General features: G+C 49.7%; 21 protein-coding genes. 12 read left to right on the top strand and 9 right to left on the bottom strand.

The window, feature by feature from the left end:
• Positions 1-26: 26 nt before the first annotated feature.
• The 6 genes from DBY97_RS07180 to DBY97_RS07155 all read right to left on the bottom strand — a co-directional run bounded on the left by DBY97_RS07180 (position 27) and on the right by DBY97_RS07155 (position 5,635).
• The gene (locus DBY97_RS07180; protein ID WP_107857935.1) at positions 27-1,688 is read right to left on the bottom strand and encodes an electron transfer flavoprotein-ubiquinone oxidoreductase; all 1,662 of its coding nucleotides are present in this window, start codon (positions 1,686-1,688) and stop codon (positions 27-29) included.
• Between the two features lie 132 nt (positions 1,689-1,820).
• Positions 1,821-2,258 carry an ExbD/TolR family protein gene (locus tag DBY97_RS07175; RefSeq protein ID WP_003686804.1) on the bottom strand — a complete coding sequence of 146 codons (438 nt, stop codon included), beginning with the start codon at positions 2,256-2,258 and terminating at the stop codon, positions 1,821-1,823.
• A gap of 3 nt (positions 2,259-2,261) precedes the next feature.
• Positions 2,262-2,921 (bottom strand): MotA/TolQ/ExbB proton channel family protein, encoded by a 660-nt coding sequence (locus tag DBY97_RS07170; protein ID WP_049332314.1) that lies wholly within the window; start codon positions 2,919-2,921, stop codon positions 2,262-2,264.
• Positions 2,922-3,027: 106 nt separating this feature from the next.
• A complete protein-coding gene (locus DBY97_RS07165; protein ID WP_107857934.1) occupies positions 3,028-3,957 on the bottom strand; it encodes an energy transducer TonB in 930 nt (309 codons plus the stop codon).
• Between the two features lie 351 nt (positions 3,958-4,308).
• Positions 4,309-5,205 (bottom strand): tyrosine recombinase XerC, encoded by an 897-nt coding sequence (locus tag DBY97_RS07160; protein WP_107857933.1) that lies wholly within the window; start codon positions 5,203-5,205, stop codon positions 4,309-4,311.
• A 1-nt stretch (position 5,206) separates the two neighbouring features.
• The gene (locus tag DBY97_RS07155; protein ID WP_107857932.1) at positions 5,207-5,635 is read right to left on the bottom strand and encodes an acyl-CoA thioesterase; all 429 of its coding nucleotides are present in this window, start codon (positions 5,633-5,635) and stop codon (positions 5,207-5,209) included.
• A gap of 150 nt (positions 5,636-5,785) precedes the next feature.
• Here DBY97_RS07155 and fba point away from each other — a divergent pair, with 150 nt between their 5' ends.
• The gene (fba, locus tag DBY97_RS07150) at positions 5,786-6,850 is read left to right on the top strand and encodes a class II fructose-bisphosphate aldolase (protein ID WP_003686828.1); all 1,065 of its coding nucleotides are present in this window, start codon (positions 5,786-5,788) and stop codon (positions 6,848-6,850) included.
• A 128-nt stretch (positions 6,851-6,978) separates the two neighbouring features.
• A complete protein-coding gene (locus DBY97_RS07145; RefSeq protein ID WP_107857931.1) occupies positions 6,979-7,908 on the top strand; it encodes a glycosyltransferase family 2 protein in 930 nt (309 codons plus the stop codon).
• Positions 7,909-7,972: 64 nt separating this feature from the next.
• On the opposite strand, the gene DBY97_RS07140 is transcribed toward DBY97_RS07145, so the two are convergent.
• The gene (locus tag DBY97_RS07140) at positions 7,973-9,649 is read right to left on the bottom strand and encodes a formate--tetrahydrofolate ligase (protein ID WP_070829886.1); all 1,677 of its coding nucleotides are present in this window, start codon (positions 9,647-9,649) and stop codon (positions 7,973-7,975) included.
• Positions 9,650-9,827: 178 nt separating this feature from the next.
• On the opposite strand from DBY97_RS07140, the gene DBY97_RS07130 reads away from it, so the two are divergent.
• A complete protein-coding gene (locus DBY97_RS07130) occupies positions 9,828-10,259 on the top strand; it encodes an EamA family transporter (protein ID WP_003680126.1) in 432 nt (143 codons plus the stop codon).
• A gap of 71 nt (positions 10,260-10,330) precedes the next feature.
• Here DBY97_RS07130 and DBY97_RS07125 read toward each other — a convergent pair whose 3' ends face one another.
• On the bottom strand, positions 10,331-11,473 hold the full coding sequence (locus DBY97_RS07125) for an extracellular solute-binding protein (protein WP_049321971.1): 1,143 nt from the start codon (positions 11,471-11,473) through the stop codon (positions 10,331-10,333).
• Positions 11,474-11,781: 308 nt separating this feature from the next.
• Here DBY97_RS07125 and rpsT point away from each other — a divergent pair, with 308 nt between their 5' ends.
• The 6 genes from rpsT (at position 11,782) to lpxH (ending at position 18,568) form a co-directional block, all read left to right on the top strand.
• Complete coding sequence (gene rpsT / locus DBY97_RS07120; protein WP_002212556.1) at positions 11,782-12,045, top strand: 30S ribosomal protein S20; 264 nt, start codon at positions 11,782-11,784, stop codon at positions 12,043-12,045.
• Between the two features lie 168 nt (positions 12,046-12,213).
• Positions 12,214-13,353 (top strand): phospholipase A, encoded by a 1,140-nt coding sequence (locus tag DBY97_RS07115; RefSeq protein ID WP_107857930.1) that lies wholly within the window; start codon positions 12,214-12,216, stop codon positions 13,351-13,353.
• Between the two features lie 152 nt (positions 13,354-13,505).
• On the top strand, positions 13,506-14,207 hold the full coding sequence (locus tag DBY97_RS07110) for a DUF502 domain-containing protein (RefSeq protein WP_107857961.1): 702 nt from the start codon (positions 13,506-13,508) through the stop codon (positions 14,205-14,207).
• 63 nt (positions 14,208-14,270) lie between these two features.
• Positions 14,271-16,079 carry an aspartate--tRNA ligase gene (gene aspS / locus DBY97_RS07105; RefSeq protein WP_107857929.1) on the top strand — a complete coding sequence of 603 codons (1,809 nt, stop codon included), beginning with the start codon at positions 14,271-14,273 and terminating at the stop codon, positions 16,077-16,079.
• A 239-nt stretch (positions 16,080-16,318) separates the two neighbouring features.
• Positions 16,319-17,704: a PIG-L deacetylase family protein gene (locus DBY97_RS07100; RefSeq protein WP_107857928.1), complete on the top strand. Its 1,386-nt coding sequence runs from the start codon at positions 16,319-16,321 to the stop codon at positions 17,702-17,704.
• 153 nt (positions 17,705-17,857) lie between these two features.
• On the top strand, positions 17,858-18,568 hold the full coding sequence (lpxH, locus tag DBY97_RS07095; protein WP_432760704.1) for a UDP-2,3-diacylglucosamine diphosphatase: 711 nt from the start codon (positions 17,858-17,860) through the stop codon (positions 18,566-18,568).
• Positions 18,569-18,639: 71 nt separating this feature from the next.
• Here the strand turns inward: lpxH and serB are convergent, their stop codons facing one another.
• Positions 18,640-19,470: a phosphoserine phosphatase SerB gene (gene serB / locus DBY97_RS07090; RefSeq protein ID WP_107857960.1), complete on the bottom strand. Its 831-nt coding sequence runs from the start codon at positions 19,468-19,470 to the stop codon at positions 18,640-18,642.
• 310 nt (positions 19,471-19,780) lie between these two features.
• Here serB and DBY97_RS07085 point away from each other — a divergent pair, with 310 nt between their 5' ends.
• The 3 genes from DBY97_RS07085 to DBY97_RS07075 all read left to right on the top strand — a co-directional run bounded on the left by DBY97_RS07085 (position 19,781) and on the right by DBY97_RS07075 (position 26,457).
• Positions 19,781-21,985, top strand: a complete 2,205-nt coding sequence (locus DBY97_RS07085; protein ID WP_107857926.1) for a TonB-dependent siderophore receptor — start codon at positions 19,781-19,783, stop codon at positions 21,983-21,985.
• A 427-nt stretch (positions 21,986-22,412) separates the two neighbouring features.
• A complete protein-coding gene (locus tag DBY97_RS07080) occupies positions 22,413-24,620 on the top strand; it encodes a TonB-dependent siderophore receptor (protein ID WP_107857925.1) in 2,208 nt (735 codons plus the stop codon).
• A gap of 133 nt (positions 24,621-24,753) precedes the next feature.
• Entirely contained in the window at positions 24,754-26,457 is a 1,704-nt protein-coding gene (locus DBY97_RS07075; protein WP_107857959.1) for an ABC transporter ATP-binding protein/permease, read from the top strand.
• Positions 26,458-26,607 lie beyond the last annotated feature (150 nt).

Genomic DNA, 26,607 nt, shown 5'->3' with positions numbered 1-26,607 from the left:
TTAGGTTTTGACTTCAAAACAATAAATTACATTCCGCCGTAATTCGGTCCGCTCGCGCCTTCAGGGCAAATCCAAGTGATGTTTTGCGTCGGGTCTTTGATGTCGCACGTTTTGCAATGAACACAGTTAGCGGCATTAATTTGCAGACGCGGACTGCCGTTTTCTTCGACGATTTCATACACGCCGGCCGGACAATAGCGGGTTTCGGGCGAGGCGTATTCTTTGTAGTTTACGTCTATCATGACTTGCGGATTTTTCAGCACCAAATGGTCGGGCTGGTTTTCTTCGTGCGCAAGGTTGGCAAGGAAAACGCTGCTCAAACGGTCGAAGGTCAACACGCCGTCGGGTTTCGGATAATCAATCGGCTTGCATTCGGCAGCTTTTTTGAGCTGCTCGTTGTCTTTGCCGTGATGTTTCAAAGTCCACGGGGCTTTGCCTCTGAAAATCATTTGGTCGATACCGGTATAGACGGAGCCGAGGTAAACGCCCCATTTGAATGACGGACGGACATTGCGCGCGGCGTAAAGCTCTTGATACAGCCAGCTTTGTTCAAAACGTTGCTGATAATCCACTGCCTCTTTGCCGCTGTCGAAGCTTTCCACTTCTTCAAGGTTTTCCAACAAGGGGAACACGGCTTCTGCGGCGAGCATAGCGGATTTCATCGCAGTATGAATACCTTTGATACGCGGCATATTGAGGAAACCCGCCGCATCGCCGACCAAAACGCCGCCTTTGAACGAGAGTTTCGGCAGGCTTTGCAAACCACCTTCAATCAGCGAACGCGCGCCATAAGCAATGCGGCGGCCGCCTTCGAAGGTTTTGCGGATTTCGGGATGGGTTTTGAAACGTTGGAACTCTTCAAACGGCGACAGATAAGGGTTTTGATAATCCAAGCCGACCACAAAGCCGACAGCGACTTTGTTTTCGTCAAAATGATAAATAAACGAGCCGCCGTAGGTTTTGCTGTCCAACGGCCAGCCTGCGCTGTGCATGACCAAACCGGGCTGATGTTTTTCAGACTGCACTTCCCAAATTTCTTTAATGCCCAAGCCGTAAGTTTGCGGTTCACTGTTTTGGTCAAGCTTGAATTGTTCAATGACTTGCTTGGAAAGCGAGCCGCGACAGCCTTCGGCAAATATGGTTTGCTGCGCCCAAAGCTCCATGCCTGGCTGGAATGAATCGGTCGGTTCGCCGTCTTTTCCCACACCCATATTGCCGGTCGCAATGCCTTTGACCGAACCGTCTTCGTGATACAGCACTTCGGCGGCGGCAAAGCCCGGATAGATTTCCACGCCCAAATTTTCCGCCTGCTCCGCCAGCCAGCGCACGACTTCGCCCAAGCTGGCAATATAGTTCGCATGGTTGTCAAAATTCGGGGTAACCGGCAAGTTGAAGGCTTTTTTCTCGGTCAGGAACAAAACCCTGTCCTTTGTCACTGTACGCGTCAGCGGCGCGCCTTTTTCTTTCCAATCAGGAATCAACTCATTCAAAGAAATCGGATCGATGATGGCACCGGCCAGCGAGTGCGCACCGGCCTCCGAACCCTTCTCCACCACACAAACGCTGATTTCGCGTCCATTCTTTTCGGCAAGCTGCTTGAGTTTGATGGCGGCAGACAAACCCGACGGGCCTGCGCCGACAATCACGACATCGTATTGCATACTGTCGCGCTCGATGGTTTCTGTCATAGTGGTTCCTGTATTGTCATTATTCAATTTAATCCGCTAATTATACAGCCTGGACATATAGTTACCAAATACAACAAAAGGCCGTCTGAAACTTTACTCAAATTTCAGACGGCCTTTACTGTATTCAAAAGATTACTGCGCTTTGGTTTCCGTTACAAAACCGATTTTGCTGATACCGGCTTCGCGCGCCGCTTGCAGGGCTTGGTTGACGTAATCGTATTCAACCGCTTTATCCGCCGCAATCGCCACAATCACATCTTCGTTTTTCGCTTTGGCTTCTTTCAGCTTGGCAGTTACCGTTGCCAAATCCACTTTGGTATCGGAATCGCCGCCAACGACATAAGCACCACTGGCATCAATACTCAAACGCAAAGGATCTTTAGGCTGCTGCTTATCCTCTTTCGCCGCTTTTTCCGAAGCAGTCGGCAACTCCAAAGGAATCGAGTGGGTCAGCACCGGCATGGTAATCATAAATACAATCAGCAACACCAGCATCACGTCCACCAAAGGTGTCACGTTGATATCCGACATCGGCGCATCATCGCCGGAATTCATTGATCCGAAAGCCATGGTTTAATCCTTTTGGTTCAGAAGGCGGACATGCAGGTCATGTGCAAATGCGTCCATATCTTGCGCGATGGTTTTTGTACCACGATTGAGGAAGTTGTATGCCAATACAGCCGGAATCGCTACAAACAGGCCGACGGCAGTCGATACCAAAGCCTCACCAATCGGACCGGCTACCGCAGCAATGCTCATTTGACCGCTTTCGCTGATGCCGATCAGGGCATGGTAAATACCCCAAACAGTACCCAACAGGCCGATAAACGGAGCGGTTGCGCCGATAGAGGCCAAAGCAGTCATACCGTAGTCGAACTGACGCATGGTTTGGGACATGCTGTTGCGGATGTGAACAACCAAGTATTCGTTCAAAGGCAATTCGTCAATCAGCGATTTGCTTGTCGTTTGACGGTAGTTTTGGTATGCGCGCAGAGACTCATCGGCAACATTGCTCATTGGTGCTTCTACCGCTTTGGCTTTCTGTACAGCATCGGCCAGAGTAAACGCATTCAGCATCAACTCTTTTACCTGAGCATTGCCTTTTTTCGCTTTGCGGTATTTGATGCAGCGGATCACGATAACGCTCCACGTTACCACACTCATCAACAACATCAGGACAAATACACCAATCAGTACCACATCACCTGATTTGAAAACTAAACTTAAATCCATAATTTTTCCAAGTTAAAAATAAAATTAAAATTTCTATCGGGTCATTTAAAATAAATCATTTCCCAACAGCATATATTTTCTAATCAATCAGCTTAGGCCTAGATACTTATTCGAGCGTGAATTTGACAGGTACTTTAAATTCAGTCCAAACGCTTGCATGACAGCTACCATCTTTAACGGCTTTACGCGCTGCATTATCCAGACGACTATAACCACTTGATTTATTCACACTAATTGAATCCACTTTACCGCCGGGACCAACCAAGACTTTCAAAACAACCAAGCCCTCTTCACCATTTTCAGTGGACAGTGAAGGATACGGAGGTCTTGGAATATGGCAGGTTCCTTTTGCAGGATTGCCTTTACTGCTGCCGGCACCTGTACCGCTGCCACCTCCGCCACCACCGGTACCGGAGCCATGTTCGCCTTTCGCACCGCCGCTGCCGGATCCGCTGCCTTCGCCACGGCCGCTGCCTGCACCTTTCGTACCGCCGCCGTTGCCTTTTCCTTCTCCGCCCAAGGCTTTACCTTCTCCGTTGCCTTTACCGTTTTCAGCAGTATTCGGCCCGGTTTTGCTGCCTGAGTATTCAGATGCTTTGGGAGACGGTTTAGGTTCTGCCTTCGGCTCTGGTTTTGGTTCAGGTTTTGGCTCGGGCTTCGGCTCAGGTTTGGGTTCCGGCTTAGGCTCAGGCTTAGGTTTCTCGATAGGTTTCGGTTTTTCCTTTTGCTGCACGATATCCGCTTTTTCTTTTTTCGTTACCACAGGTTTGATAACAGGTTTGGGCGGCTCGACAGGCTTAGGTTTGGGTTTCGGCTTGGGTTTCGGTTGTTCTGGGGTAGGCTCGGGGGCTGCAGGTGCGCCTTCGCCCTCAGGACTACCGTCGCCACCGCCGAAATCGCCTAAATCGACAAATTCAATATTCGCCATTTCGACAGGAGGCGGTTTGTGCGCGTGCCATAAAAGTGCAACCAAGCCGACGTGAATCAACGCAACGGAAGTCACGACGGCTGGAGTTAAAATTCGTTTTTTATCCATAATTCCGTTATGTTAATAGCAACAATTCCCGTTTGCAAGTCGTTTTACAGTCAAAATAAGCATTAATGCTTATAGAGAAAGTTTATAGACCTGCTGTTTTAAAGGCTGCATATCATAATATGATATTAGCTCTCATTACTAATATTATCAAACAAAAGGTAGTTTTAAAAGATAATCGGTAAGACAAAACAGCCTATTCTTCCGGCGTTTATGCTATCCGCACATTAAACCAATATCGAAACCTCATCAGACCGATAAAAATTCAAATGGTTTCAAATCATCTATATTTTTTATCCATAAAACATCAGGCCGTCTGAAAACATTCTTTCAGACGGCCTGATTCAAACAAAATCATTTTTTCCGTTTCGCCCTTGGGTGTGCTTCATCATAAACACGCGCCAAATGGTCAAAATCCAGCTTCGTATAAACTTGCGTAGCAGAAAGGTTGCTGTGCCCCAACAATTCCTGCACAGCACGGATATCGCCCGATGCCTGCAAAAGATGGGTTGCATAGCTGTGGCGCATCATGTGCGGCGAGATATGGCTGGCACTGCCCACGCGCACTGCCCACGCCTGCAGGCGTTTTTGGATTTGACGTTGCCCCAGCCTGCCGCCGTTCTTATTAATAAACAAGGCCTGCTCGCCCTCTTTGGCAATACGCACCGCCAAATAATCGCGCAATGCCGCAATGCTTTTAGCCACCAAAGGCACTTGCCGCTGCTTGCCGCCTTTACCCTTCACACTGACCCAGCCTTCGTCCAAAACGATACCGTCCAGATTCAAACCTTGTATCTCGCTCAGGCGTAATCCGCTGCCATACATCAATTCAAACATGGCCTTATCGCGTACGTCCAACTCGTCATCAACAGGCGCATGGTCAAGAATATGGTTTAAAGGTTCTTGCGGCAGCGCTTTGGGCAGACGCTCGGGCAGGCGCGGCGCTTTCATATTAAATGTCGGGTCGCTTTCCATGACTTCTATCTGCACCAGCCAACTGCAATACTGCCGCCATACCGACAATTTCCGCGCCAAGCTGCTTTCGCTCAAGCCCTTTTGCGACAGCTTTTTCAATACCGCCACAAAATCACGGCGCGTCGGCAGGCCGTTTTCCAGATTAACGGGCAACAGGCGCATCAATTCACTCAAATCGCGCCGATAAGCGGAAACGGTATGCTCCGACTTGCCTTGTTGCAGCAAGGTTTTCAGATAGCGTTCAAAATGGAGTGCAAAATTGTTTGATTCCTCCATTTCAGACGGCCTCCAATGCTGCTTTCAAGGCCGAAGGCAGACGACAGACACGCTGCTTGCCATAATCGAAACACACCATGCCCGTCTGCACTTTCGCCAGCACAAGGCCGTCTGAAATCCTGCGGATACAGTACAACAAAGAAAAGCCCACACCGGCCACGCCTGCCGCCCCCATTTCCACCGACAGCTCATCGCCATGATGACCTTGCACCAAATACTGCACCGCCGCATCCGCCATAATCAGGCCTGCCCCTCCGGCATCCATTTCACTCCAACCCAGCTTCGCCAGCCAACGCATCCTCACTTCATGGCACAAACGCAACACAGCATCGTTCGCCAGATGGCCGCCATAGTTCACATCGCCCACCTGTACCGTCAAGGCCGTCTGAAACAAAGGCTTATCACACTCGGCCACCGAAATCCTATCCATTTTGCACACCCGTTTTCAATACTACGCCATTATAAACCGAGACCCTGTTCGTTAATATATAAAAACAATGTAGCAGCTTGTAGTTTTTCATAGCAAAAAACATTATAATTTATCGGATAAATTTACCCTTCACTACTTCAGGAGCTCCTCATGGCACTCGTATCCATGCGCCAATTATTGGACCATGCTGCCGAAAACAGCTACGGTCTGCCCGCATTCAACGTTAACAACCTCGAACAAATGCGCGCCATCATGGAGGCGGCCGACCAAGTCAACGCCCCCGTTATCGTTCAAGCATCCGCAGGCGCACGCAAATACGCAGGTGCCCCATTCCTGCGCCATCTGATTTTGGCCGCAGTCGAAGAATTCCCGCACATCCCTGTCGTGATGCACCAAGACCACGGCGCATCTCCTGATGTGTGCCAACGCTCTATCCAACTGGGCTTCTCATCCGTGATGATGGACGGCTCGCTGATGGAAGACGGCAAAACCCCTTCTTCTTACGAATACAACGTCAACGCCACCCGTACCGTCGTTAACTTCTCCCACGCTTGCGGCGTGTCCGTTGAAGGCGAAATCGGCGTATTGGGCAACCTCGAAACCGGCGAAGCCGGCGAGGAAGACGGCGTCGGCGCAGTGGGCAAACTTTCCCACGACCAAATGCTGACCAGCGTTGAAGATGCCGTACGTTTCGTTAAAGATACCGGCGTTGACGCATTGGCTATTGCCGTCGGCACCAGCCACGGCGCATACAAATTCACTCGTCCGCCCACAGGCGACGTATTGCGTATCGACCGCATCAAAGAAATCCACCAAGCCCTGCCTAATACCCACATCGTGATGCACGGCTCCAGCTCCGTTCCGCAAGAATGGCTGAAAGTCATCAACGAACACGGCGGCAAAATCGGTGAAACCTACGGCGTACCCGTAGAAGAAATCGTCGAAGGCATCAAACACGGCGTGCGCAAAGTCAACATCGATACCGACTTGCGCCTCGCCTCTACCGGTGCCATCCGCCGCTTCATGGCAGAAAACCCATCCGAATTCGACCCGCGCAAATACTTGAGCAAAACCGTCGAAGCCATGAAACAAATCTGTCTTGACCGCTACCTCGCATTCGGTTGCGAAGGCCAAGCCGACAAAATCAAACCGATTTCTTTGGAAAAAATGGCAACCAAATACGCCAAAGGCGAATTGAACCAAATCGTTAAATAATCCGTATCTCGGATTCACACTAAGGCCGTCTGAAAACTTGAAAATAAGGTTTCAGACGGCCTTAGCTTTTGGGAAATTTATAGTAAAATCTTCCACCGACTACACATCAAAACACATCGAAAGCAAACATGAAACTCGCCGTTATTTTGCCGGCCTATTGTGCCGAAGCTTATTTGCCCGAATGCTTGGATTCGGTATTGAATCAAACATTCCGTGACTTTTTCGTCATCGCCATCAACGATGCTTCAACAGACAAAACCGGCGAAATCCTCGAGGCTTACGCAACTAAAGATTCACGTTTGCAGGTTTTCCACCTTCCGGAAAACAGGGGCGAGCCGTTTGCCTGCCAATTTGCCATGGATATGCTCAAAGACGTAAAGGTCGAATATGTGGCACGAATGGACGCAGACGATATTTGCGCCTTGGATCGTTTTGAAAAACAGATTCAGTTTTTAGACAGCCATCCCGAAATCGATATTGTCGGCAGCCAAGCCACCATCTTTTTCGACGACCAAACCGGAAGAGAACCCGTTTTAAGCGATCTGCCCCTGCTCGACAAAGACATTAAAGCCTTTCTCTCCTTTGCCGCTCAAAACATGTTCAACCCCACCACCATGTGGCGGCACGATAGCATTAAAAACCTCGGGATAAACTACACCGCGACAGAGACTGCGCCCGATTTCCATATGTGGGTGCAATGCGCCCTACATGGCAAAACCTTTGCCAACCTGCCCGAGTCTTTGTTGTCTTACAGGATACACACAAATCAAGAAAGCAAAAAAAGAGACAAAATCAACAGATCCGTCCAATACACCATGGAGTTGTGGATAAGTCATCTCTTCCCTGATTTGAACGCGACGGAAGTAACGCTCTTAAGCCGCATCTTGTACGAAAAGCAACTGCGCTTGACCACCGAAGAGCTGAAAACCATTTTTGCCGCTTATGACAGAATCAGTAAGGACCGCAGCATTTCTTTGTTTGGCGAAGACCGCAATACGATGTTCGACATGATAGACAATTTCTTCAATTTCTTAAAAAGCCGGTTGAAATTCACTTAAATTATAAAAGGCCGTCTGAAACCTCGTTTCAGACGGCCTTTATCTATTTCAAAATCAATCTAAATCAGAACAAGCCGTGAATCACGCCTTCTGCGTCCACATCAATTTTCTCGGCAGCCGGAACTTTCGGCAGACCCGGCATCTTCATCATATTGCCGCACAAGGCAACAATGAAGCCCGCACCAGAAGAAACGGTAATGCCGCGCACGGTAATGCGGAAGCCTTCAGGGCAGCCCAAAAGTTTGGCGTTGTCGCTCAAAGAATATTGGGTTTTCGCCATGCAGACCGGCATTTTGTCCAAGCCCAGTTTTTCCAGTGAAGCGATTTCGGCAGACGCTTCCGCGCTGAAATCAACATCTTCCGCACCATACACTTTTTGGGCAATCGCACGGATTTTGTCTTTAATGCTCAACTCAACATCGTAGGCAAACTTGAAGTTATTCGGTTGGTTTTCGATGGCGTTGACGACTTTGTGCGCCAAGTCTGCACCACCCGCGCCGCCTTTGCCCCATACTTCGGTCAGAGAAACTTCAACTCCGTGTTCCGCACAGGCTTTTTCAATCATGGCCAATTCTGCATCGGAGTCGGACACGAAGCGGTTGATGGCAACCACCACAGGCAGGCCAAATACGTTTTTCAGGTTGGAAATGTGTTTCAGCAGATTAGGCAGGCCTTTTGCCAACGCTTCGAGGTTTTCTTCTCCGAGGTTGGCACGCTCCACGCCGCCGTTGTATTTCAAAGCGCGGACAGTAGCCACGACAACAGCCGCATCTGGTTTCAAATCAGCCAGACGGCATTTGATGTCGCAGAATTTTTCCGCGCCCAAATCCGCGCCGAAGCCTGCTTCGGTTACGGCGTAATCGGCAAGGTGTTTCGCCAGTCGAGTGGCAGTTACAGAGTTACAGCCGTGGGCGATGTTGGCGAACGGGCCGCCGTGTACAAAGGCCGGAGTGCCTTCGATGGTTTGTACCAAGTTAGGCTTAATCGCATCTTTAAGCAATGCCGCCATCGCGCCATTCGCTTTCAAATCTTTGGCATAAACAGGGCTGCCATCTTTGGCGTAGGCAACAAGGATGTTACCCAAACGCTCTTTCAAATCGCTGATGTCTTTGGCAAGACAGAATACCGCCATCACTTCAGAGGCAACGGTAATGTCAAAACCATCGGGACGCATCACGCCGTCAACAGGTTTGCCCATACCATCGATGATGTTGCGCAACTGGCGGTCGTTCATATCGACCACGCGACGCCACAGCACGCGTTTCGGATCGATGTTCAACTCATTGCCTTGATAGATATGGTTATCGAGCATGGCGGCAAGCAAGTTATTCGCCGCACCGATAGCGTGAAAGTCGCCGGTGAAGTGCAGGTTGATGTCTTCCATCGGCAAAACTTGGGCATAGCCGCCGCCTGCCGCGCCGCCTTTAACACCAAACACCGGCCCCAAAGAAGGCTCGCGCAGGGCGATAACAGAGTCTTTACCGATATGGCGCAATGCATCCGCCAAACCGATGGTTACAGTGGTTTTACCCTCACCCGCAGGAGTCGGATTAATGGCGGTAACCAAAATCAGACGGCCTTGTTTTTGCGGCAGCTTGAATGCTTCGGCAGGATTGATTTTGGCTTTGTAATGACCATAGGGCTCGATGTTGTCAACGTTTAAACCCAGCTTGGCGGCAATTTCACCAATCGGGCGCATGGTGGAAGACTGGGCAATTTCAGCATCGGTTTTGAAACTCATGATTTTCCTTTATTGAGAGAGGGAAAGGCCGTCTGAAACAATATAATAAAGACGGCTGGAAGAAAAAGAATATTAGTTCTATTATAGCGTTTTCCAAAGACAAACCGCAGTGAAAATTTCGATATTTCATCAACAAGCGGATTCATATTGTCAACAATTTGAAACAAAGGAATAAAACATGAGCAGCAACGCATGGCTGTTTTGGGCATTGGCATCGGCAGGCTTCGCCTCATTGACCGCTATTTTCGCCAAAATGGGTTTACAGGGTATAGATTCAGATTTCGCCACCTTTATCCGCACCTTGGTCATCCTCGCCGCTTTGGTATTGTTTTTAACCTACACCGGCAAATGGCAGGGCGTGAACGGCTTTACCGGCCGCAACTGGACATTCCTCATCCTATCCGGCCTCGCTACCGGAGCATCTTGGCTTGCCTACTTCAAAGCCCTGCAACTGGGCAACGCCTCGCAAGTCGCACCCGTCGACAAATTCAGCCTGGTCTTGGTCGCCCTGATGGCCGTCGTTTTCTTAGACGAACGTCCAAGCACACAGGAATGGATAGGCTTAGGCTTGGTAACCGCAGGCGTATTGACTTTGGCTTTGAAACGATAAAGATTGGGATATCAAAAAAAGGCCGTCTGAAAAATTTCAGACGGCCTTCGTTTCAACCAATCAGCTCAATATTAATTTGAACCGACTTTGATTTTTTGCCACAAGTTAACAGACAGTTTTTTCGCATCTGCGCTCATTTGAGGCATGACGAAACCGTCTTTCATGTCTTGTTCGTTCGGGAAAATAGAACGAGTGTTCACCAGCTCTGCAGGCATTTTTTCGCGTGCAGGTTTGCTGGCAGGTGCGAAGGTTACGGCGATACCGTTTTTCGCAGCCACTTCGGGATCAAGTGTGTAGTTGATGTATTTGTGGGCATTGACGATGTTTTTCGCATCGGCCGGAATCAGCCAAGATTCAATCCAGAAGCCCATGCCTTTCGGCGTCAACACTTCAATGCCGACGTTGTTTTTCACTTCTTCGGAACGCGCTTTGGCCAAGTTCAAATCGCCGCCGTTACCTGCCGCCAAGCAGATATCGCCGCGCGCCAATTCGTCAATGATGGAAGGGCTGAAACGTTTTACATCAGGACGGATAGACTTCAACACTTCCGCCGCCGCTTTCAAATCTTCAGGATTCGAGCCTTTAGGATCTTTACCCAAGTAGTTCAACAAGATTGGGAACATTTCACTCGGGGTATCCCACAAAGCGATGCCGCAAGATTTCAGCTTGTTGGTGTATTCCGGTTTGAACAGCAAATCCCAGCCGTTTTCAGGCAGTTTGCCGCCCAAAAGCTCCTTGCCCTTCGCCGTAATCGCAATCGTATTCACACCTGAGAAGTATGGAACGGCGTATTGATTGCCCGGGTCGGCGGTTTCCAACATCTTCAGCAATTCAGGGTCGATGTTTTTGTAGTTCGGAATCAGATCCTTATTGATTTTTTGGTACGCACCTGCCTCAATTTGACGTGGCAGGAAGGCAATACCGGGCACAACCAAGTCATAGCCGGATTTACCGGTCAGCATTTTGGCTTCCAGCGTTTCGTTGTTTTCATACAAATCGTAAGTCAGCTTCAAATTGTTGGCTTTTTTAAAGTCTTCGACTGTACTTTCGTCAACGTAGTTTGACCAGTTGTAGATATTCAAAGTATCGGTAGCGGCTGCTTCGGCATTGGCAGCAGGCGCGCTGCCTGCTTGAGGTTGCTCGGCTTTTTTCTCGCCACCGCCGCACGCGGCCAAAGACAATGCGGCCAACACGGCTAATACAGATTTTTTCATACGGGCAGATTCCTGATGAAAGAGTGGTTAATGTCAATAAATAAGAAACCCTGCACCCCATAAACACCCCGGCGCAGAGTTCGGCTATTGTAATGGAAACGTAAGCAAACGAAAAGCAATATCCATCTGATTTTTATTGAAATAAGGCAAAGCAACATCATCTTTTTCCCAAAAGCGTTGCACCGGCTGTCGTTTTTGGGCAAAATACGGCTGATTTGCGCGCGTTTATAGAGAAAAAGCTTGCATATAAGGAAATCTGTCTTTAAAATTGCGCGTTTACAGAATTTATTTTTCAGGAGATATTCAATATGGCAAACAGCGCACAAGCCCGCAAACGTGCCCGCCAGTCGGTTAAACAACGCGCCCACAACGCCAGCCTGCGTACTGCATTCCGTACCGCTGTGAAAAAAGTGTTGAAAGCAGTTGAAGCCGGCGACAAAGCTGCTGCTCAAGCAGTTTACCAAGAATCCGTTAAAGTCATCGACCGTATCGCTGACAAAGGCGTATTCCACAAAAACAAAGCAGCCCGTCATAAAAGCCGTCTGTCTGCTAAAGTAAAAGCCTTGGCTTAATACTGACGCAGATGCCGGAAATCCTGACAACCAAAGCAGGATAATCGAGCTGATACGATGCCCCTGAGGTCTTGCCTTTCAGGGGCATTGCCGTATTCACAGCCTAAACCGACTAAATAAAACCATTTACCCTTTCATCAGGCCGTCTGAAAAACAACGGAAACTCTCATGAACAAGATGTTGAAACATTCCCTAAGTATCGGATTCATTGCCGCAGCCCCGCTGGCCGCCGCCGATACCGCCCTACACTGCACCACCATTCAAGACAACGCCACCCGTTTGGCGTGTTACGACAACATCTACTCGGCGCAACTCCCTCCTCAATCCCCACTGCCGCAAACGCAAACCGAAACGGCCAAAACACCGGTTGACCTCGAAAAAAGCGTTCGCAAGAGCATTGAGAAAAAAGAAGCGGCCATCGTATTCGACAACCCTACTCATCCGAATATTTCAGACGACGTACTAAGCGAAACTGCCGACAGCTACACGCCTTTAAGCCTGATGTACGATTTGGATAAAAACGACACACGCGGCCTGTTGAGCGTACGCGAGCACAACCCTATGTACCTCATGCCCGTTTGGTACAACAGCAGCCCCAACTATTACCCGGAATCCCCCAGCCGCGGCGTAACCACACAGGAAAAATTCAGCGAGCAAAAACGCCTCGAAACCAAAATGCAGGTTTCCTTCAAAAGCAAGATTGCCGAAGATTTATTCAAAACCCGTGCCGACGTATGGTTTGGCTACACCCAAAAATCCGACTGGCAAATCTTTAACCAAGGCCGCAAATCCGCTCCGTTCCGCAATACCGACTACGAGCCCGAAATCTTCATTACCCAACCCGTTAAAGCAGACCTGCCTTTCGGCGGCAAACTGCGTATGGTTGGCGCAGGTTTTGTTCACCAGTCTAATGGTCAAAGCCGCCCCGAATCACGCTCATGGAATCGGGTTTACGCCATGGCCGGCATGGAATGGGGCAAGCTGACCGTCATCCCTAGAGTTTGGATGCGCGCCTTCGACCAAAAAGGGGATGACGATGACAATCCGGACATCAACAAATACATGGGCTACGGCGACTTGAAAGTCCAATACCGTTTCAACGATAAGCAAAATGTTTATTCCGTCCTGCGTTACAACCCGAAAAGCGGACGCGGTGCCGTTGAAGCGGCCTATACTTTCCCCATCAAAGGCAAACTCAAAGGCGTTGTCCGCGGCTTCCACGGCTACGGCGAAAGCCTGATTGATTACAACCACAAACAAAACGGCATCGGCTTCGGCCTGATGTTCAACGACTGGGACGGCATCTGATTCTCCTCATATTGTTTCAGACGGCCTTTGCAATCAAGGCAGCCGTCTGAAACAATGAAACAAAACAAGCCATTCGTTTAAAATACTCGTTTCCTAGCGTCCAAACGCGTATAATGCAAAGTTTGGGCAAAACTTGCCGGAATGAAACAAAGATGACAGAAGCCGCAGCCGAAAGCGGAAAAATCGCCAAGGCTTTAAAGAAATACCTGATTACAGGCGTACTGGTTTGGTTGCCGATTGCCGTAACCATCTGGGCGATGACCTACATCATATCCGCCGCTGACAGACTGATCAGCCTATTGCCGGAAAGCTGGCAGCCCCAGCATTTCTGGGGATTCAACATACCCGGTTTGGGCATTGTTGCCGCCACCGTCGTCTTGTTCGTTACCGGCGTATTCGCCGCCAACGTATTAGGCAGACGGATTCTCGGCGCATGGGACAGCCTTTTGGGACGCATTCCCGTCGTCAAATCCATCTACTCCAGCGTTAAAAAAGTTTCCGAATCCTTGCTCTCCGACAGCAGCCGCTCGTTCAAAACCCCCGTACTGGTTCCCTTTCCGCAACCGGGCATTTGGACGATAGCCTTTGTTTCCGGCCATATCCCCGCAAAACTCAAAGGCAGCCTGCCGCAAGATGACGACTATATTTCCGTTTACGTCCCAACCACGCCCAACCCGACCGGCGGCTATTACATCATGGTTAAAAAAAGCGACGTTCGCGAGCTGGACATGAGCGTGGATCAGGCATTGAAATATGTAATTTCACTGGGCATGGTAATGCCGGACGACTTACCGGTTAAATCCCTGCCCGCCCAAAAACCGTCTAAAGACGGTGATACCGAACATAACAATTAAGGTCTTCTTTTTTCAGATGGCCTTTCCTTCTTTTCAAATTGAACAATATAAAAAGGTGATTTTATGCGTACCAACTATTGCGGCCTTATCAGCGAGCAATACTTAGACCAAACCGTTACCGTCAAAGGCTGGGTACACCGCCGACGCGACCACGGCGGTGTGATTTTTATCGACCTGCGCGACCGCGAAGGCATCGTTCAAGTCGTTATCGACCCTGACACTCCGGAAGCATTTGCCGCTGCCGATTCTTCCCGCAACGAATACGTTTTGAGCATTACCGGCCGCGTACGCAACCGTCCAGAAGGTACAACCAACGACAAAATGATTTCTGGCAAAATTGAAATCCTTGCCAAAGAAATCGAAGTCTTGAACGCTGCCGCTACGCCTCCGTTCCAAATCGACGATGAAAACATCAGCGAAAACGTTCGCCTGACCAACCGCGTTATCGACTTGCGCCGTCCTGCCATGCAACGCAACCTGCGCCTGCGTTACCAAGTGGCCATGGGCGTTCGCCGCTACTTGGATGCGCAAGGCTTCATCGACATTGAAACCCCGATGCTGACCCGCTCCACTCCGGAAGGCGCGCGCGACTACCTCGTACCGAGCCGCGTTCATCCGGGCGAATTCTTCGCTCTGCCACAATCTCCACAATTGTTCAAACAATTGCTGATGGTGGCCGGTTTCGACCGTTACTACCAAATCACCAAATGTTTCCGTGACGAAGATTTGCGTGCCGACCGTCAACCTGAATTTACCCAAATCGACTTGGAAACCTCGTTCTTGAACGAGGATGAAATCATGGACATCACCGAAGGCATGGCCAAACAAGTCTTCAAAGATGCTTTGAATGTAGATTTGGGCGACTTCCCACGTATGCCTTACTCTGAAGCCATGTTCTACTACGGCTCCGACAAACCGGATATGCGCATCAACTTGAAATTTACCGAGTTGACCGACCTGATGAAAACGGAAGAATTCAAAGTCTTCCGTGGCGCAGCCGACATGAAAGGCGGCCGCGTAGTCGCTCTGCGCGTACCGAACGGCGCGAAATTCAGCCGCAAAGAAATCGACGAATACACTAAATTTGTCGGCATCTACGGCGCGAAAGGTCTGGCATACATCAAAGTAAACGATGTGAGCAACCTCTCCAACGGCGAAGACAGCGGCCTGCAATCTCCAATCGTGAAATTCCTGTCTGAAAACACCCTGAAAGAAATCATCGCGCGTACTGGCGCGCAAAACGGCGACATCATCTTCTTCGGTGCGGACAAAACCAAAGTCGTGAACGAAGCCATCGGCGCGCTGCGTATCAAAGTCGGCTTGGAACACGGCAAAGACAACGGCTACTTCGTAGACGAATGGAAACCTTTGTGGGTTGTCGATTTCCCAATGTTCGAATACGACGAAGAAGCCGACCGCTACGTTGCTGTACACCATCCGTTTACCGCGCCTAAAGAAGGTCATGAAGACCTAATGGTTTCCGACCCTGCAAACTGCCTGGCCCGTGCCTACGACATGGTATTGAACGGCTGGGAAATCGGCGGCGGCTCCATCCGTATCCACCGTGCAGACGTACAAGAGAAAGTGTTTGCCGCGCTGAAAATCAGCCCTGAAGAGCAACAAGAGAAATTCGGCTTCCTCTTGGACAACCTGAAATTCGGTGCACCTCCTCACGGCGGCCTTGCATTCGGTCTCGACCGTCTGGTTACCCTGATGACCGGTGCCGAATCTATCCGCGACGTAATTGCCTTCCCGAAAACACAACGTGCACAATGTCTGCTGACCAATGCACCTAATGTGGTCGACGACAAACAACTTCGCGAGTTAAGCCTACGTCTGCGTCAGAAAGCAGTTGAAACAAAAGAAGCATAATTTACCGGCTTAACCTTTAAAATATCAAGGCCGTCTGAAATTTTTGAAATTTCTTTCAAATTTTTCAGACGGCCTTTCTACATTTTGGTCGTTTATATATAATCAACCCGCAAACTGTTTTATTTTAAATGTTCACTTTAATGACGTTAGAGTATAAAAAACAACCGTTTGTAAGAAAAACAAACAAATAAGCTCCACAAGCACTATCATGACTGTTACAACAATAAAGGAACCAAACAATGTTTCTGATACTGACGGGGCTGATACTGACTTTTTTTATTTTGTTGTTTATTATTACTTCAATTATTCATAAAAAACAGTTTGCCTATAACACACACCAAGACTATAACTATCTCTCCCTCCCTTCTACCGCGCATGCAACCCTCAAAGGCGGCAGCCTAACCTTGCCCGCCACTGTCAGCGGACGGGATACCGTCATTGCCAAAATCCGTATCAAGTCCAACTGGATAGGACTACTGTTCTTGCCTTTTATCGAAACCATTTCATCCAAAGGCAAATGGAAGCAATATTTCGAATACGGCGCAAAAGGCGTGCGCTATATCAATCTGAGTGACACCTTCTCCGACAGCGATAAAACCATCCGCTTGGAAGGCAAATACCTGTCCTTGCCCGATCAAGAAATCGAACTCTCCGTTTATCCGCGTGAAAACCTAGACGGCAAAAAAATCCTTGTCCTCGCGCCTCATGCTGACGATGCCGAACTCAGCGCATACGGTTTGTACGAAAAACACGCTGCCAATTCAATGATCTGTACTTTAACCGCCAGCGAAGGCGGCAGCTTCCACTATGGCAATCTTTACAGCACGTGCGACTGCGATACTCAGGCACAATATCTGCAAAAAGGCAGAATGCGCGTTTGGAACAGCCTGACCGTTCCCCTTTTGGCCGGCGTGCCGTCTGAAAACATCCTGCAACTGGGCTACTTCGACAGCACATTGACCGCCATGCGCCAAAATCCGGAAAAAGAGATTAAATCGACCAAAATCGATACGACCGATGTAGATATTTTCCGCAGTGCCAATACCTCCCCATTGGCGAAACACCTCAAACCCGGCTCGACTTGGAACAGCTTGGTAGACAATCTCGGCTACCTGATAGAAACATTCCAGCCGGACATTATCGTGTCGCCTTCCCCCAATATTGACACGCATCCCGACCACCAACACACAACGCTGGCCGCTATCGAAGCCCTGCGCAAAATCGATTACCGCCGCGGCAATCTGTTTTTGCACACCATACATTATCTGAGCGACGACTTTCCTATCGGTAAAGTAGGGTCTTCCCTCAGCCTGCCGCCATCCTCCGAGCAACCGTTTTACTTCCAAAGCATCTATTCCCATCCTTTGGATAAAGAAGAGCAAAACCGCAAACTTCTCGCCCTTGATGCCATGAACGACATCCGTCCCAATTCAGACGGCTATATGCGTTGGAGCACCATGATATTCAAAGGCTTAAATAAACTGCGACACCACGTCCTCCATCTCGACAAAGACTTGGTCAACCGCTTTGTTCGTAGCAACGAATTCTTCTATACCGTCCCCATCAGCGACTTGTACCAAGAAGATACACTGAAACAAATCACTTATCAGGGCAAAGCCCAATAAACCACAAAGGCCGTCTGAAAAGATGTTTCAGATGGCCTTTATCACACCAAATCAAAACAATAAAATCACCGCATTACAAACGAAAAACACCAAGCCCAAATCCAAACGCGACAACCCAAGTTATAATAAAACCCTTCCCATACGCCCCACATCATCATGCCGATTTACTTCATCGCCGATTTGCACCTGAGCGAATCCCATCCTCAACTGACCGCACTCTTCCAAAAATTTATGCAAGAAAAAGCCGTCCACGCCCAAGCCGTATACATTCTTGGCGACCTTTTCGATTTTTGGATCGGCGATGACGAAAACAGCCCTTTGGTTCAAACTATCAAACAGACCATCCGCAGCCTGACCGAGCGCGGCATTGATTGTTATTTCATCCATGGCAACCGCGATTTCCTCATCGGCAAAACCTTCGCCCGCGATACCGGCATGACCTTACTGCCCGAGTACGCCGTTATCGACCTGTTCGGCACTCCCACTCTGCTCTGTCACGGCGACACTCTCTGCACCGACGACCATTCTTATCAAAAATTCCGCCGTACCGTCCATCAAAAATGGCTGCAACGCCTGTTCCTGCTTTTGCCACTCACACTCCGGCTAAACATCGCCACCAAAATCCGCAAGCAGAGTAAACAGGACAAACAACACAAAACCGCCGACATCATGGACGTCAATCCGGCCTTTACCCACGAAACCGTCCAACGCTTCCACACGCCCCTGCTCATCCACGGCCATACCCACCGCGAAAACATCCACCGCAACGCCGATTACACCCGTATCGTACTCGGCGACTGGCGCGACAATTACGCCTCCATTCTCGAAGTCAATGCCGAAGGTTACCGTTTTATCGCCTTATAAAACATCAGGCCGTCTGAAAACCGGTTTCCCGATTGTTCAGACGGCCTGACTGACAAACATCCTCAAACCGTTTACGCAAACCAACCGCGTATCCGTTCCAAACCACCAAAGCGCACACACGCATCCGCATTCGCTTCAGTTTTCGGTTTCGCCCGATAAGCAATGCCGAATCCCGCCTCCCGTATCATCGGAATATCATTCGCACCATCACCCATCGCCACCACCTGCCACGGAGCCAAACCCAGACGTTCACGGTATTCGCGCAACAAATCCGCCTTAGCCTGCGCATCGATAATCCGCCCTTTCAGACGGCCTGTCAGCTTGCCGTTTTCCACTTCCAATACATTTGCAAAATGGAAATCCAAGCCCAAGCGTTGTTGCAGACGTTCCGTAAAGAACGTAAATCCGCCCGACACCAGCATAAACTTCACATCATGCCGTTTGCACTCTTCCAACAAAAATTCCGCGCCCGGCGACAGCTGCAACACATTCTCGTACACCTCATCCAACACGCGCTCGTCCAAACCGGCCAGTAAAGCCACACGCTTACGCAAAGACTGCTCAAAGTCCAGCTCGCCGCGCATCGACTGCTCCGTAATCGCTGCCACCTCATCCTTCAGCCCGACACCGGACGCAATCTCATCCACACACTCAATCGTAATCAGCGTCGAATCCATATCGCTGACAATCAGTCCCAAATCAGCAAAAGCCACATCCGACAACACCGCACCATCTATCTGCTGCGCAATCAACGCAGCCCGCATCTCGTCCGTCAATTCAAAATCATCATCAACCGGCAGACGCAATACCGACTTCCCTGATGACGCAGACACCAAACCGCCAAACGCCGACCAGTCGCAAGCGCCCAAATCCCCATGTTGCAACACCAAAACTTTCTTCATCTCATTCTCCTCATACCCCAAAACCTTTGCAAACATATCGGGTACACATTCAGCCTAAAACCCCGAAACCGTATTTTTGCGAAGGCCTTAAAAATCCAAAACAGCATTATAGCCGAACAACCCCGAAAATTTTCAGACGGCCTGTCGCTTGATTCCCTTAACTAGTTTAATTTCAAAAACACCTTCAAAAACCATAAAAACAACATAAATCCGCTAAAAACCCTCAAAATCTTGTTCTTAAATTACAAAACAACAAAATTATCGTAAAATATAATTATTATTATTTTATTTTAATTATAGAAAGACGTTCATGAACGCCCCAACCCTTAAAACATTAGCACTCATTATTGCCACTCTGCCTTATGCAGCCTTAGCAGAAAACACTGCAACACCCCGACCCGAACAAACTTCCGAGCTACAAACCGTCAATGTAACCGGCAAAAACCGTTCCACCCGCACCGAAAACCGCGACTCCTACACAACTTCAGCCATGCGTACCACCACCGGGCTTGCCTTGTCTCCGAAAGAAACGCCGCAGTCGGTAAGCGTGATTACCAAAACGCAGCTGGATAACCAAGGCATGACCAATATGGAACAAGCCTTAAAAACCACAACCGGCATCAACGTGATTCCCGATTCCGGCCGTTGGCGTTATCAGTCGCGCGGCTTTTACATCGATCAAATTGAAGAAGACGGCTTATCCACTACCGTTGCAGGTTCGTCCGGCAACCCGTACAACGACCCTCAAAGCATGAGCAATCTGGCCATCTACGACCATATCGAAGTTGTCCGCGGTCCGACTGGCCTGACCCAATCCAACAGCGAACCCGGCGGCACAATCAATGCCGTACGTAAACGTCCGACCGCCAATACGCAGGCAACCTTAAGTTTTATGGCCGACCGTTTCGGCGCAGCAAGCCTGATCGGCGACGTATCGGGCAGTTTAAACAGCAGTCACAGCGTCCGCGGCCGTTTGGTTTCCAGCCTGACACGCAATAAAACTTTCCAAGACAAAAACCCAACCAAAGGTCAAATGCTGTACGGGATTTTAGAGGCCGATATCGGCGAGAACAGCAAAGCCACACTTGGCGGCCTGTACCAACGCACCGAAGAAACACCCGATTTTTACGGCGTACCGATGGGCAATGGCTTTGACCTTAACCTTCCGAGAGATACCTATCTGGGCGCGGAATGGAATCAAATCCGCTTTTACAAACGCAATGTCTTTGCCGAATTCGACCATCAAATCAACGACAATTGGAAATGGAGCAGCAAGCTCAACTACAACCGTTCTTCATCCGCCCAAAACTTCGCCACCGCAGCCAATACAGGCGGCAGGTTCGCCGGCATCGGACAGAACGGTATTTTTACCGGTGCAACCGACAACATCCAAAAATACGACAATACCGGCAAACAATTTGCCTTCCAAACCGGCGTATCCGGCAAATTCCAAGCCTTAGGAAACGAACAGCAGGCATTTGCCAACTACACTTATTCACGGGAAAACAACAGCTCCTACAACCTATGGAAAGCCCGTACCTCTAACGAATACAATATTTTCGATTACGACTGGAAGAGCGTGGCGCGCACCGATTGGACAAGCGGCAACGCCAACTATACCGATACCGAACGTACCATCACCAACCATGCCGTATCGACAGGCGTTCTCTTTACCCCTTGGCACAAACTCCACATTTTGGGCGCATTGCGTTACACACACTGGGCATACGACTTCGACAACCGCAAAACAGGCAAACTGTCCGAATACCGAAAATCCAGTCTTGTCCCTTACTTGGGCATTACATTCGATGTCGACAAAAACCACAGTATCTATGCCAACTACACCCAAATCAAAAAACCGCAGACCAACCGCGATATGGACAACAACCTCCTGAACCCTATTACCGGTACCAATACCGAAATCGGCTTCAAATCCGACTGGTTCGGCAACGGCAGGCTCAACAGCTCGTTTGCCCTCTACCAAATCATTCAAAAAAACCGTCCGTATGATTTAGATAAACGCAACGCTATGGGCGAATGGGCATATCAGGCCATCGGCAAAGTTCAAAGCCGCGGCTTTGAAGCCGAACTCTCCGGCGACCTCACCGAAGATTGGAAAATATCAGCAAACTACGCTTTCAATATGAGCAAATATAAAGAAAGCGAAGGGGCGCGTTACCCCATCGGCACAAACTTCAGCAAACATACGCCCAAACATATGTTCCGCCTGTACACCAGCTACCGCCTCCCCTTTACCGACCGTAAATGGACCATCGGCGGCGGCATGACCGTACAAAGCAAAACCAACAGTTTGTGGAATGTAGGCCAAGGCGGCTACCTGCTTTGGAATGCCGATGTTCATTACACACCGACCAAAAATCTCAACCTCAGTTTGATCGGCAGCAATTTGGGCAACCGCCGCTACTATGAAAACCACCGTATTCGCACAATGGGCATTAACAATATTTACAGCCAACCGCGCAACGTCATGTTCAAAGTCGATTACAAGTTCTAATCCCACTTGATTCAAAGGCCGTCTGAAACCGATTCTTTCCGTTTTCAGACGGCCTTTTCCAATCAAACTTTTTTAACCTTGATATAAAGCAAACAGTCTAAAAAATTTTCTCAACCGAAAAAAATTCCTGTTGATTTTTTTCACCGTTTCGATATAGTTATTTATGGCTAGTTTGATACTACCCTTTGTGTCTAGCTTTCATTGCATTACCACCTCCATTCGTTGCCAACGGCTCCCTTTCCGGCGGCAACCTTTTTTTGACCCGATGGTTTGGCAAAATCGAAATTGAATCAAATAAAATGATTCGGAGATTTAAATTTAATTTTTAAAACAAAACAGATTATAAAAAATAACTGCTCAATTTAAACAGATATTGCCGCCAATATTTAAAAACAAACAGATCTTTCTTTATCAAGGACCTCATCAAATGCATCATTCTGAGAAACTATTCAAACTGAGCACACTTGCTCTCTGCCTTGCCGCATTGCCCCAAGCCGCACAAGCTGCCGAAGAGGTACGGCAGGCTGAAGTGGAACAAGTTACCGTAGTGGGTAAAAACAAAAGCCTGCGCACTGAAAGTCAAAACAGCTACACCGTATCCGCGATGCGTTCGACTACAGGATTAGTGCTTTCTACCCGGGAAATCCCCCAATCCGTCAGCGTCATTACAAAAAAACAAATTGAAGACCAAGGCATCACCGACTTAGAAGGTGCATTGCAAAACGCTACGGGCATCAATGTTTTCAAAAGCGGCGGACGCACGCATTTCATGTCGCGCGGCTATTTTATTGAACAGTTTGAAGAAGACGGCATTGCCACACAACTCGGCTCTCCCGGCGGATTCGGCTTGGGCGGCCCGGCCGGCGACCCGACCAGTGCAACCGATATGGCAATGTACGACCACATTGAAGTGGTGCGCGGTGCGGCAGGTTTGACACAGGCAAACAACGAACCCGGCGGCACGGTCAACGCCGTCCGTAAAAAGCCGACTGCAAAACGCCAGCTTTCCGCCGATTTGACGGCAAACTCATGGGGCAAAGTAAACAGCGTTTTTGATGCATCCGGCACCTTAAGCCAAGAACACGGCCTGCGCGGACGCTTTGTCGGCTCGATAGGCAGCAACAAAACCTTCAAAGACCAATCCGGCGGCCGCGACGTCCTTCTGTATGGCGTAATGGACAAAGACATCGGCGACAACAGCAAACTTACTTGGGGCGCAAGCTATCTCAACCAAACCGAAACACCCGATCCGGACGGCCTGCCTATGCGTGCAGACGGCAAAGAGTGGAAACGCAGCCGCTATCTGGGTGCGGATTGGAACGAAGCCCGCCTGAAAAAATACAATCTCTTTGCCGAGTTTGAACATTATTTCAACGACAACTGGAAACTGAGTAGCAAACTGGACTGGCGCAAGAACACCAGTTCAAAAGAATATTACACGCTGGGCGGCACGGGTAACGGCATCGGTACAGACGGCCTGGGGACCACATACAGCTTCGACCGTTACGATGCAGGCAACCGCCAGTTCACTTTCCAAAACAACCTGACCGGCCGCATCTTCGCTTTCGGCCAAAATCACGACCTCTTCTTCATGCACAGCTATTCCAAAGAGAACGTGAATTTAAGCAACCGCTGGCTCAACGACAGCAGCAACTATGACGCAGATGCCTTTAACGGCAGCGAGAAAGCCAAACCCGATTGGGATTCTGCCACAGCCAAAGCCCGTGGCGGCGATGGCCGTTATACTACCCATGCCTTCGGTTTGGGCGCGCGCATCAATCCTACCGACAAACTACACATCATCGCAGGCGGACGCTACACCAGCTGGAAACGCGACTACTATTGGGATCGCGACCTCAAAGACGGGGCAGCAGGTTCATCAGACTCGCTCAAACGCAACCGCTTCGTTCCTTATGCCGGCATCACTTACGACATCACGCCTAAACAAAGTATTTACGCCGCCTATACGTCCATCTTCAAACAAACGATGAACCGCGACTACAACGACAACCTGCTGCCTCCGATTATGGGACGCAACTACGAACTCGGCTGGAAAGGCGAATGGAACGAAGGCCGTCTGAACACTTCGGTCGCCCTCTACCGCACCGACAAAGACAACAACAACCAACGCGTCAATGCCAAACCGCACGCCTACTGGGAACCGCTCAACCAAAGCAGCCGCGGCTTGGATGCCGAAATCTCCGGCAGCCTGACCGACCGTTGGCAAGTTTACGCAGGCTACACCTTCAACCGCAGCACCAACCGCAACAGCGTCGGCGACAATGTTGAATCGCGCCGAAAAGGCTACAACTTCAGCAGCCATACGCCGAAGCATATGTTCCGCCTCTACACCAGCTATATCCTGCCGGTGGATGACGGCAGATGGACGGTCGGTCTTGGCTTGAAGAGCAGCAGCAAAACCTCCAATTCCTACGGCTCCATCAAGCAAGGCGGCTACACCATTTGGAATACCAACGTCCAATACCGTCCGAGCAAAAACCTGCAACTGGGACTGGCAATCAACAACCTGACCGACAAACGCTACTACGAAAACCAATACAGCCGTGCCGCCAACAGCGGCAACTTCTACGGCGAACCGCGCAATGCCGTGTTCAGCCTGAAGTGGAAAATGTAAATAGCAGCATAGCAAGCACGGGTTGACCGCTCATTTTTTAAAAGCATAAACCAACTATTGCTGATAAAAAGGCCGTCTGAAAGTACAATTTCACTTTCAGATGGCCATTCGCACGCATTCACAAGCATTCATCATGAATACGCTCAAAAAATTCTTTTACCTTGCCCACCCTTTTTGGTCAGGAGCACACGGCCGCCTCCAATGGCTGATGCTCGCCGTCCTCATCGGCTTTACCCTTTGCTCCATCACCATCAGCGTTTGGATTGCCGCATGGGACAAACGCTTCTATGACGCGCTGGCCGCGTTTGACGGCGCATCCATGCCATCACTCATTGTCGAATACCTCGGCTATATGGCGATGGTTATCGGCTGTATCGTTTGTGCCGACTGGCTGCAAAAACGCCTCATCTTCCGTTGGCGCACCCATCTGACCGATCAATTTCAAAAAAACTGGCTCGAAGGCCACAAACACTACCGCCTGCGCCTGACAGGCGAACCGGACAACCCCGACCAACGCATCGCCGAAGATATCTACCTGCTTACCGACAAAAGCATCAGCCTCTTTCGCTCCTTCATCAATAATATTGCCAAATTCAGCGCGTTTGTTGCCGTACTGTGGACGCTCTCCGGCGTACAGACTTTCAACATCGGCGGATACAGCATTACCGTTTACGGCTACCTTGTTTGGGTTGCACTGATTTATTCCATCTTCAGCACCATCATCGCCCATCTTGTCGGCCGCAAACTAAAAAACCTCAATATCGACCGCCAGCACCGTGAAGCCGACTACCGCGCAGCCCTTTTACGCGTACGCGACCATGCCGAACAAATCGCCTTCTACAACGGCGGCGAAGCCGAAACAGGCCGTCTGAAACAGCGTTATCTACGCATCCACGACAACTGGCGACGGCTGACCAACTGCGAATTCCGCCAAGAAACCTTTTGGGCGACCTATGTGCGCATCAGCATCTTCATCCCCATTCTCGCCACCCTGCCCATGTACCTCGCCAAAACCATGACCTTCGGCGACATGATGCAGACGCGCACATCGTTTGCCCGCGTTCAAGACAGTTTCGGCTGGTTTACTGACGCATACCGCCGCCTGATTGAATGGGCGGCAGTCATCGAGCGGCTTTCCGGTTTTCAGACGGCCTTAGAACAAGCAGAACAAAAAAGCCCCTCCCTTCAGTCACACCAAACAGATTTGCCGCATCATCGCGGCAAAGCCGTCCTGCAAAACCTTACCGTCCACACCCAAACCGGCACCCCCCTGCTCTCCGGCATCAGCCTTGAAGCCCATGCCCCTGAATGGCTATTGCTCGAAGGCAAAAGCGGCATCGGAAAATCCACGCTGCTTCGCGTGCTTGCCGGTTTATGGCCGTATTATCACGGCAGTTTTTCCCTTGAAGGCAGCCGCCTGTTCTTCCCGCAACGCCCTTACCTGCCTACCGATACCCTGCGTCAAACCGTCAGCTACCCTTACTCAGCCTGCCAAGACAACCATTTGATTCAAACCGTTTTGAAACAAGTCGGCCTAAACAGCCCTACGGGTAGGCTGCACACGTTGATGAACGATTTGGACACTTCATACGAATGGCACGGCATCCTCTCCGGCGGCGAACAGCAACGCCTCAGCCTTGCACGCGCACTGCTGCACAAACCGCAAATCCTGTTCCTAGATGAAGCCACCAACCAGCTTGATGACGAATCCGCCCTGATGTTGATGCAGACCTTCAAGCAACATTTGCCCGATACTTTGGTCATCGGCATCAGCCACCAACCCAAGATTCAAGCCCTGTTTGATAGTTCCCTGAATTTGAATGAAAAAATTATTTAAATGTTAAAATGTGCAAAGCACTTGCTTTCAACTCTAACAAGGGATATAGTACCAAGTAACTAGTTCTTATTGATGAGAGCTACTCCTTGGATACTCGCCTCCGGTCCTCCAACCCGGGGGCATTTTTTTACATTTTTATTGTGTATTCGT

Source organism: Neisseria subflava (assembly GCF_003044645.1).
GTDB lineage: Bacteria > Pseudomonadota > Gammaproteobacteria > Burkholderiales > Neisseriaceae > Neisseria > Neisseria subflava_B.
Note: the sequence above shows the minus strand (reverse complement) of the source record. Positions and strands in the feature narration are given on the sequence as shown.